Origin of the sequence: Pseudonocardia pini, from assembly GCF_013870575.1 — a bacterium.
GTDB classification, from domain to species: Bacteria; Actinomycetota; Actinomycetes; order Mycobacteriales; family Pseudonocardiaceae; genus Pseudonocardia; species Pseudonocardia pini.
This window is the reverse complement of the sequence record NZ_JACBXB010000173.1, coordinates 1-8,589: the sequence shown is the minus strand read 5'-3', so window position 1 is coordinate 8,589 and position 8,589 is coordinate 1. Positions and strand designations below refer to the sequence as shown.

9 protein-coding genes and 1 pseudogene are annotated in these 8,589 nt (G+C 71.9%); 2 read left to right on the top strand and 8 right to left on the bottom strand.

The features are described 5' to 3' along the window. Window positions 1–233: 233 nt before the first annotated feature. The 4 genes from H5J29_RS12625 to H5J29_RS12610 form a co-directional block, all read right to left on the bottom strand. Complete coding sequence (locus H5J29_RS12625) at window positions 234–434, bottom strand: hypothetical protein (protein WP_181781130.1); 201 nt, start codon at window positions 432–434, stop codon at window positions 234–236. A gap of 437 nt (window positions 435–871) precedes the next feature. Beyond that, entirely contained in the window at window positions 872–1,135 is a 264-nt protein-coding gene (locus H5J29_RS12620; protein ID WP_181781129.1) for a cytochrome C oxidase subunit IV family protein, read from the bottom strand. Beyond that, entirely contained in the window at window positions 1,132–1,779 is a 648-nt protein-coding gene (locus H5J29_RS12615; protein WP_181781128.1) for a cytochrome c oxidase subunit 3, read from the bottom strand. Before H5J29_RS12615 ends, H5J29_RS12620 begins: the two co-directional genes overlap by 4 nt. Window positions 1,780–1,782: 3 nt before the next feature. Further along, window positions 1,783–2,526, bottom strand: coding sequence for a hypothetical protein (locus H5J29_RS12610; RefSeq protein WP_181781127.1), 744 nt, complete (start codon window positions 2,524–2,526; stop codon window positions 1,783–1,785). A gap of 380 nt (window positions 2,527–2,906) precedes the next feature. Here H5J29_RS12610 and H5J29_RS12605 point away from each other — a divergent pair, with 380 nt between their 5' ends. Beyond that, on the top strand, window positions 2,907–3,872 hold the full coding sequence (locus H5J29_RS12605) for a PDR/VanB family oxidoreductase (protein ID WP_181781126.1): 966 nt from the start codon (window positions 2,907–2,909) through the stop codon (window positions 3,870–3,872). 40 nt (window positions 3,873–3,912) lie between these two features. Then, window positions 3,913–4,098: pseudogene (locus H5J29_RS35845) on the top strand (enoyl-CoA hydratase-related protein); the annotation flags it as partial. 267 nt (window positions 4,099–4,365) lie between these two features. On the opposite strand, the gene H5J29_RS12595 reads toward H5J29_RS35845, so the two are convergent. The 4 genes from H5J29_RS12595 to H5J29_RS12580 form a co-directional block, all read right to left on the bottom strand. Further along, window positions 4,366–5,652: an MFS transporter gene (locus H5J29_RS12595; RefSeq protein WP_181781125.1), complete on the bottom strand. Its 1,287-nt coding sequence runs from the start codon at window positions 5,650–5,652 to the stop codon at window positions 4,366–4,368. A 209-nt stretch (window positions 5,653–5,861) separates the two neighbouring features. Further along, window positions 5,862–7,022: an ABC transporter substrate-binding protein gene (locus H5J29_RS12590; protein WP_181781124.1), complete on the bottom strand. Its 1,161-nt coding sequence runs from the start codon at window positions 7,020–7,022 to the stop codon at window positions 5,862–5,864. 14 nt (window positions 7,023–7,036) lie between these two features. Beyond that, complete coding sequence (locus H5J29_RS12585) at window positions 7,037–7,810, bottom strand: ABC transporter ATP-binding protein (protein ID WP_181781123.1); 774 nt, start codon at window positions 7,808–7,810, stop codon at window positions 7,037–7,039. Then, a partial coding sequence (locus H5J29_RS12580; RefSeq protein WP_181781122.1) for an ABC transporter ATP-binding protein occupies window positions 7,797–8,589 on the bottom strand: 793 nt, incomplete at its 5' end. The genes H5J29_RS12580 and H5J29_RS12585, both read right to left, overlap by 14 nt.

The window sequence follows — 8,589 nt, the reverse complement described above, 5'->3', positions numbered from 1 at the left end:
GCACGCGCCGCGTCGGCGACGAGCTCCGCGACGCTGTGGGCGGTCATCGGTTCCACAGCCATCGTCTGAGTCTGCGACCGTGCTCGGCGGGCATGCAGGGGTCCAAGGACCCCCAGCTCAGGGACATGGGCGCGGTCCAGCGCCCCTGCCCGAGGGCGCTGGGGCACGGCGGCGCCCGGCCGCTGCCTCGGCCTCGGCCGAACCGTCGGGCGGAGGGACCGGGAACCAGCGCGTCAGCCGCGCCGCGGCCGCCAGCCGCGCCCGGTCTCGTCGAGGACGAGGTCCCGGCCGCAGCCGATCCGGGCGTGTGCGGCCTCCCACGCCCGGGCCTGGGAGGCGGTGTGGACCCGGACCTGGATCCCACAGGATCGGCACTCCCCCACCCACACCCGCTCCACCAGGCCTGACTCGTACCGCAGATCGTTGCGCCGCACCTCGACCTCCTCGTCGTCCCCCCACCGTGTAGTCCGTTGTGCCGACGGCGTCCAGGGCCCTCCGGCCCTCGCCCTGGACGCGATCGACGAGCTGCTCGAGCAGCCCGCGGGCGTCCCGGCGGACCCGCGCCGGAGATGACCAGGACTTTCGGCCCTGCCAGGCCCCCGACCCGGCGCGCACTCTCGCACCCGTGCCGGTGGCGTCGCCCGTGGTGAGCGGCGCATCGGGGGTCCAGGGGTCGGATTCCCGGTGCCTGGCGGGGGCCGTCAGCGGCATCGTGCCTCCTCGTTGAGGACGGTCGGGTGTCGCTCACCCGGATGTCGTGGTTGTTAACGAGTGGTTCCCGTCGTGGTGACGGATTTGTCGATGGTTCGCGGTAAGAAAGGTCGGACCGAAGCCCCCGCCTCGAGCCGCCCCGAGCGGTTGGGGCACCGGCTTACAGGAAGGCCAGGGATCCGCAGAGCAGGGCGAACAGCACCACCCACGCGTCGAACGCCCGGCGCAGGGGGCGGGGTGCCGAGCGCAGCTCCATGAACTCGCGGCCGACCACCCAGGTCTTCGCGAACGCGAAGACGAGCACCACCGAGGCGGTGAGTGGCCCGAGCCGGTCGGCGGACCCGCCGCCGAGGTACCAGCTCAGCACCGTGACGGCCACCAGCAGGAGCCAGGCGACCAGGCATCGGCGCACGGTGGTGCTCATGACCCCGCCACCAGATAGAGCAGGGCGAACAGCACGATCCACAGCAGGTCCACCATGTGCCAGTAGACCGCGACGGCCTCGGCGAACGACCGCCCGACCGGCTGGTCGGAGCCGAGCACCAACACGCGGCGTAGCAGCAGGCTGAGCAACACCGTGCCGATGAGCAGGTGCAGCAGGTGGATCCCGGTGAGGGTGAAGTAGTAGACGAACGCGACGCTCTCGTCCGGGGTGTGCCCGTCGGCCACCAGGTGGGTGTACTCGGTGACCTTGAGGACGGCGAAGGTCAGGGCCAGCGCCAGACCGGCTCCCAGCAGGGCCGCGGCCCGCCGGTTGCGCTGCCGCCGGATGGCGTCCGAGGCCAGCGCCACCGTCAGCGAGCTGGTCAGCAGCACCACGGTGTTGACGGTGCCGAAGGTCTGGTTCAGGACCGACGCGGCGGCGCGGAACAGCTCGGGGTCCGAGCGACGCTCGGCGAGCTGTCCGCAGAAGAACAGGCCGAACAGGGTGAGGTCGCCCAGGATGAACAACCACAACCCCAGCTCGACCGGGTGTCCGCCGGGCGGGGCGGACCGGGCCGCGCCGGGCCGCGGCCCGGTGATCGCGCCACCGGGCCGCAGGAACTCGGGGAACTCGGGCGTGCCCATCGCTCAGGCATCCACCGTGGCAGGGGCTGCGGGCGAGCCCGCGTACTCGCGGCGCAGGCTCGCCCGGATGGTGAAGCCCATGATGAAGGCCCAGGCGGCGTACGCGGTCAGCGCCAACCAGAAGGAGAAGATCCCCTGCCAGGCGAACGGGCCCGACTTGAAGAAGTAGGCGAGCAGGCCCGGCAGGAACAGGAACCCGACCCACAGGTTCGCGAACGCGACCCAGCGCGGCAGGATCGGCCGCTCGCCGCGGTCGCTGAGGATGCCCACCGCGATGGCCACGTTCTGCACCAGGAACGGGCCGACCGGCGGGATGAACAGGATCCACGCGAGGTCGTTGAGCGTGACGGTGAGCTCGGGGGTCCGGTCCGGCCGGAACGCCGCCACGTTCATGATCACCAAGGGCACGATGAGCATGACCCAGGTGACGGCACCGCTGATCATCTGGAGGAACGCGGCGACCGGCGACTGGCCGGGCATCTGCACCATCCGGATCGAGATGACGGCGGTCAGCGCCCCGATCCCGCTGAGTCCCAGCACGGCGAGCGCGAGACCGAGTCGCACCGCGGTCGGGTTCTCGCCGTAGAAGGCGACGATGTCGGCGGTGCTGTCGTCGGCGGCGGGCGGGCGGGGCAGGACGCCGGCGACGAGCCAGCCGACGAGCGCCACGACGATGGCGCCGGGACCGGCCAGCGCACAGATCTCCTGCATCCGATACCCGGGCGGGGGCGTCACCTGGTCAGCCACGGTGGGAACCCTGACGTGCCTGCGATGTCTCCATGGCCATTGCTGATCGCTCCTTTGCGACGGACGGTCGAGACGTCCTCATCCCGCTCTCGACGGCGAGGCGGGTGCCGGAAACGTTATGGCCGGACCATTAATAGGTCAACCAAAATGGGCCACCCGGTCGTGTAGTGGCGGTCAGCGGTGTGGCGGCCGCGTGGCGCGCTCGTCCGGTCTGCCGGGGCGGCGACTCCCTGTGGTCGCCGCGACCCGGCGGCGCTGCGCGGCCCGCCGAGGTGGACCCGGCGGTCGAGTTTTGGCCAGACCTTCATATCATCGAGCCGAACCAACCGGGACCGGCGGTAGGCGCCGGGAACCGGGTCACACGACCACCGGCGGACGCGATGACGAAGACGGACCTGACGCTCGAGGAGACGCACGTCCGCGTGCGTGTCAGCGAGCGGGAGGAGCTGGCCGAGGGTGTCGTCGGCCTCACCCTGGTCGCCGAGGACGGCGCGCCACTTCCGCCCTGGCGGCCGGGGGCACACATCGACCTCGTGCTCGGCGACGGCGTGGTCCGGCAGTACTCGCTGTGCGGGGACCCGGAGGACCGCACGACCTACCAGGTCGGAGTGCTGCTGGAGCCGGAAGGGCGCGGCGGTTCGCGCTGGGTGCACGAGAAGCTCTACCCCGGCGTCGAGCTGGAGGTCCGGGGTCCCCGCAACCACTTCCGCCTCGACCCCGCGGACCGCTACGTGTTCGTGGCGGGCGGCATCGGCATCACCCCCATCCTGGCGATGATCGGCGAGGTCGAGCGGGCCGGACAGCCCTGGACGCTGGTCTACGGCGGCCGCACGCGGTCGACGATGGCCTACGCGGAGCGCCTCGGCGCGCACGGTCCGCACGTGCGGCTCCATCCGCAGGACGAGCACGGACTCATCGACCTGCCCACGGCCCTGGCCGACCCCGCCCCGGGCGCGGCGGTCTACACCTGCGGTCCCGAGCCGCTGCTGCGGGCGGTCGAGGAGCACTGCGCGGCGCACTGGCCCGCGGGCAGCCTGCACCTCGAGCGGTTCACCGCCAAGGAGGTCGACACCAGCGGCGACACGCCGTTCGAGATCGAACTGCCGGACGGGCGCGTGCTCCAGGTGCCCGCCGACCGCTCCGCGCTGGAGGTGCTGGAGGACGCCGGGTTCGACATCCTGTCGTCCTGTCGCGAGGGCACCTGCGGGACGTGCGAGGTGGAGATCGCGGAGGGCGAGGCGGATCACCGCGACACCGTCCTCACCCCCGACGAGCACGCGGAGAACACCTGCATGATGGTCTGCGTCTCACGGGCTGCCTGCCCCCGACTGAAGCTCGACCTGTGACCGGCCCGTCCGCTACGAGGCCGACGGGCACGGCGTCGTCACCCTGACGCTCGACCGGCCCGAGTCCCGCAACGCGCTCGGCGACGACATGCTCGACGCCCTGCTCGAGGCCCTCGCGCGAGCCCGGGCCGACGAGGCCGCCCGGGTCGTCGTGCTCGCCTCCTCGCACGACCGGGTGTTCTCGGCGGGCGGGGACCTGAAGGCCTTCGCCTCCGACGTCCCCACGGTGACGAAGCGCGCGGGCCTCGATCGCTTCCCGCGCCTCTACGGTGCGCTGGGCAAGCACGCGATCGCCACCACCCGGGACATGGCCCTGCCCGAGGCGCTCGACGCACTGCGCTCCCGGCTGGCGCCGGCCTTCACCACCGAGGACATCAAGGAAGGGGTCGCCGCCTTCCGCGAGAAGCGCGACCCCGTCCGGCGGATGCGCTTACCCGTGCTCGGGCACGCCGTCCACCACGGCGTGGCCCGAGCACGGCGAGACCGGCCTAGGTCAGGGCGTCGACCCCGGCGCGCCGATCTCGCGGTGGTCGAGGGTGTAGCGGTAGGAGCCCATGACCAGCAGGCAGGCGATGCTGATCCCGACCATCACGATGAGCGGGACGGCGCCCGCGGCGTAGGAGCCGGTCGCGGCGTACACCCGGCCGAGGAGGAAGATCCCGAACGCGGAGCCCATCGCGTAGAGGAAGTACACGAAGCCGAGCACTCGGCCGTAGGAGTGCTTCGGGAAGTAGCGGCTCACCATGTACGCCGCGACGTCGCCCTCGGCGCCCAGCCCCAGCCCCACGAGGGCGGCGCCGACCACCAGCAGGGTCACCTGCGTGGACAGGATCAGCAGACACACCCCGACCGCGGTGAGCACGAAGATCAGTGCCCCGACGAGGCGGGCGGGGAACCGGTCCAGCAGGGTTCCGACGATCAACCGGGCGATCAGCGACGAGAAGCTCACCGCGGACAGGACGGTGACGGCGGTGGTCTGCGCGATCCCCTTGTCCGTCGTCATCGGGACCACCTGGGCCATCAGTCCGAACGTCGCCGACGACACCAGGAAGATCGCGACCGACAGCAGCCAGAACTGGCGGGTGGACCGGGCGATGGTCCACAGCGAGTCGCCCGCGACCCGGCCCGCGCTGCGGGCTGCCTGCCGTTCCCGCTCGTGCTCGGCGGGCATGCGGGTGACGAACAGGTAGACCGACGCGGGGACGACCGTGCAGAGCGCGCCGATCACCAGGAAGGCGACCCGCCAGCCGGCCAGGCCCAGCACCCAGTTCGCGAGGAACGGCATGAGCACGCCGCAGGCGCCCATCCCGGCCATCAGGACGCCGAGGGCGATGCCGCGGCGGTCCTGGAACCATGCACTGACCACGGTGGAGTGGGCGACCGGATTGACCGCGCCCGCCCCGGCACCGATGAGGACGCACAGCGCGAAGAACACCGCCTGGTTGTCCGGCACCGCGCTCATCAGCATCAGGCCGCCACCGAACGCGACGACCATCGGCACCGAGGGGATGCGCGGACCGAATCGGTCGACGAGGAAGCCGAGGACCACGATGCTGACCCCGATCAGCACCGTCTGCACCGAGAGGCCGTTGGTGACGACGCCGCGCTCCCAGCCGAGCTCGGCCGCCATTGGTGCACCCAACACGTTGAACAGCACGTTCACCGTGCTCGATCCGAACAGCAGGGTGAGGAATCCGGTGATCGGGAACCACCATCGATGCAGGACTCCCCGACCGGTCCCGGTACCCGCCGGACTGGTGGTCGCACTTCCAGCCGTCATGCCGCGTCCTTGTCCTCAGGCGCTCGCGCGCTCGATCACCACACCGTGACGCCCGACGTCCGCGTCGTCGGAAATGGCACCATCGAGTCCGACGTCATGTCAATGGTATGGCCAAAGTCGGGTTCGTCGGGTACTCCGCAGAGCGGGCGGCCTCGGCTGGCTCGGGACGTGCCGGTGAGGGTCGAGAAGCCCTGCGGCCGAGGGGGTTCCTACGACGTCGGGTTCAGCAGGGTCTCCTGCCCGCCCTGCCAGCGGACCATGACCCCGTCGACGCGCGCGTCCCGGTTCTCGAAGCGCACGGCGCCTGCGGCTCCGTCGAAGCCCTTGGTCGACAGGTCGAGCAGGGTGGCCTGCAGTGCCTCGCGGGTGAACTCGGGGGTCGCGGCCAGGGCGTCGACGGTCATGCTCGCGCCGTCGTACCCGGCGGCGGCGAACGTGTCAGGGGCGGTGCCGTACTTCGCCTTGTAGGCGTCGGCGAACTTCTTGCCCGACTCGGACACCGTGGCGGAGCTGAAGTCGATCGGGTAGACGACGCCGTCGGCCTCGGCGCCGAGCGCGGTCAGGGCCTGGGACCCGATGCCGGGCTGGGCGCCGATCACGCCGGTGAAGCCTGCGCGGCGGAGCTGGGTCACGATCGAGGTGTTCTGCTGGCCCAGCACGAGCATGAGGACGGCGTCGGGCTTGGCGGCGAGCACCCCGGTCATCTCCGCGGAGAGGTCGGGCGCCTTCACCGAGACGCCGGAGCTCTGCACGATCTCGTAGCCGTCCTTCTTCGCGGCCTCCGGGTAGAAGGTCTCGGCCAGGTTCTTCAGGGTGGCGTTGTCGTTGTTGTAGACCATCGCGACCCGCTTGACGCCCTGGCTCGCGAAGTACTCGCTCTGCAGGTGGTGGTAGGTCGCCTGGGGTGCGGTCACGCGGAAGACGTGGTCGCCGGCGTCGACGACGCCCGGACTGCCGGAGTACATGGTCACCAGGGGCAGCCCGGCCCGCTGGGCCACCGGCGCCACCGCGGGGGCGACGCCGCTGCTGGTGCCGAACACGGCCATCGGGGCGTCGGAGGCGGCGACCTCGGCCATCAGACCCGCGGCGACCTTGGGGTCGCTTCGGGTGTCGTGCACGGTCGTGCTCAGGGTGGTGCCCGAGACCTCGCCCGCGGCGTTCGCCTCCTCGATGCGGAGGTCCCATCCCTGCTTGACGCTGGGGCTGAACGTCTGGTTGACACCGGTCTGGTCGAAGACCAGGTCGATCGCGAACTCCGCAGGTTTCGCACCACCGGCTGCGGAACCGCCGGTGGACCCGGCACAGGCCGCGGTCAGGGCGGTGACGGCCACCAGGGACGTCAGCGCCACCAGGGAACGGGTCACTCTCATCGCTACTGCACTCCTCATCGTCGAAGGTGGTTCGGGGCCGCGGGTTCCGCGGGTGCGGTCGGATCGCCTGCGGTGTCGTCGAGCCCGAGGAACGCCCGGACCACCAGGGGGTGGTCGCGGACCTCGGCGGCGGTGCCGGAGAGCGTGATCTCGCCCTGCTCGAGGACGTGGGCGTGGTCGGCGATCGCCAGGGCGGCGGTCGCGTTCTGCTCGACCAGCAGGATCCCGATCCCCTGTGAGGCGACCGCGCGGACCGCGTCGAGCACCCGGTCGACGACGACGGGCGCGAGCCCCATCGTCGGCTCGTCCAGCATCATCAGGGCCGGGTCGGCCATGAGCGCGCGGCCGAAGGCGAGCATCTGCTGCTCCCCGCCACTGAGCAGCCCACCCGGCCGGTCCGCGAGCGGGGTGAGTTCGGGGAACAGGTCGCGGACCTGCTCGGCGAGCTCGGTGCGGCGCCGGGCGCTCTTCACCGGGTACGCGCCGAGGTCGAGGTTCTCGGCGACGGTCAGCGGGGCGATGATCCGCCTGCCCTCCGGGACGTGCACGAGCCCGCCGCGCGCGATGCGGTGCGGGGGCAGGCCACTGATCCGCCTGTCGCGGAACCGCACCTCGCCCTCCGCCACCGGGACCACCCCGCTGACGGCGTCGAGGGTGGAGCTCTTCCCGGCGCCGTTGGAACCCAGGAGGACCGCGACCTCACCCGCGGCCACGTCCAGGTCGATCCCGTGGACGGCGGTCAGCCTGCCGTGCCGGACGACCAGTCCGCGCAGCTCAAGCAGTGTCATCGGTCCGCCTCCCGAGGTAGATCTCCCGGACCTCCGGGAGGGCGGCGGTGTCCCGCGGGGCTCCGTCGGCGATCAGCTTCGCGTGGTGGAGCACGGCGAGCCGGTCGCAGATCGCGAGCATGGTGCGCAGGTCGTGCTCGATGACGATCTGGGTGAGCCCGTCGTCCCGCAGGCCCACCACGAGCTCGGCGATCTCGGCCCGCTCGGAACGGTTCATGCCGGCGAGCGGTTCGTCGAGCAGCAGCAGGTTCGGGTCGGCCACGATCGCGCGTGCGATCTCGATCCGCCGCCGCGTGCCGTAGGACAGCTCCTCGGGCGAGCGGCGCGCCAGCGCGGTGATGGCGAGCCGCTCCAGGGCCCGGTCCGTCGCCTCGGCCACCGCCTTCGCCCGGGCCCTGCCGCGGCCGGGGAACCGGTGGTCCGCGCCGAGCGCGACGTTGTCCCACACGGTCGCGTCGGGCAGGAGCTTGATCGTCTGGAACGTGCGGGCGACCCCGGACCGGCTGACCTCGTGGGCCGACAGGTGGGTCGTGTCCCGCCCGTGCACCGCGATCCGCCCCGCGGTGAGCCGCTGGACGCCCGAGACCGAGTTGAGCAGGGTGGTCTTGCCCGAGCCGTTGGGGCCGATGATCCCGTGCAGGGTGCCGGGGGCGACGTCGAGGGTGACCCCGTCCACCGCCCGGACCCCGCCGAAGGCGACGACCGCGGCGTCGATGCGCACCGCCGGGGGAGTGGCGGCGGCCGGGTCGTCGACTCGGTCCGTGAGCGCCTCGGTCATC

Coding starts and splice junctions, on each gene's coding strand:
- H5J29_RS12620 (WP_181781129.1), bottom strand. CDS start 1,135: ATGAGCACCACCGTGCGCCGATGCCTGGTCGCCTGGCTCCTGCTGGTG.
- H5J29_RS12595 (WP_181781125.1), bottom strand. CDS start 5,652: ATGACGGCTGGAAGTGCGACCACCAGTCCGGCGGGTACCGGGACCGGT.
- H5J29_RS12585 (WP_181781123.1), bottom strand. CDS start 7,810: ATGACACTGCTTGAGCTGCGCGGACTGGTCGTCCGGCACGGCAGGCTG.
- H5J29_RS12615 (WP_181781128.1), bottom strand. CDS start 1,779: ATGGGCACGCCCGAGTTCCCCGAGTTCCTGCGGCCCGGTGGCGCGATC.
- H5J29_RS12605 (WP_181781126.1), top strand. CDS start 2,907: ATGACGAAGACGGACCTGACGCTCGAGGAGACGCACGTCCGCGTGCGT.
- H5J29_RS12590 (WP_181781124.1), bottom strand. CDS start 7,022: ATGAGAGTGACCCGTTCCCTGGTGGCGCTGACGTCCCTGGTGGCCGTC.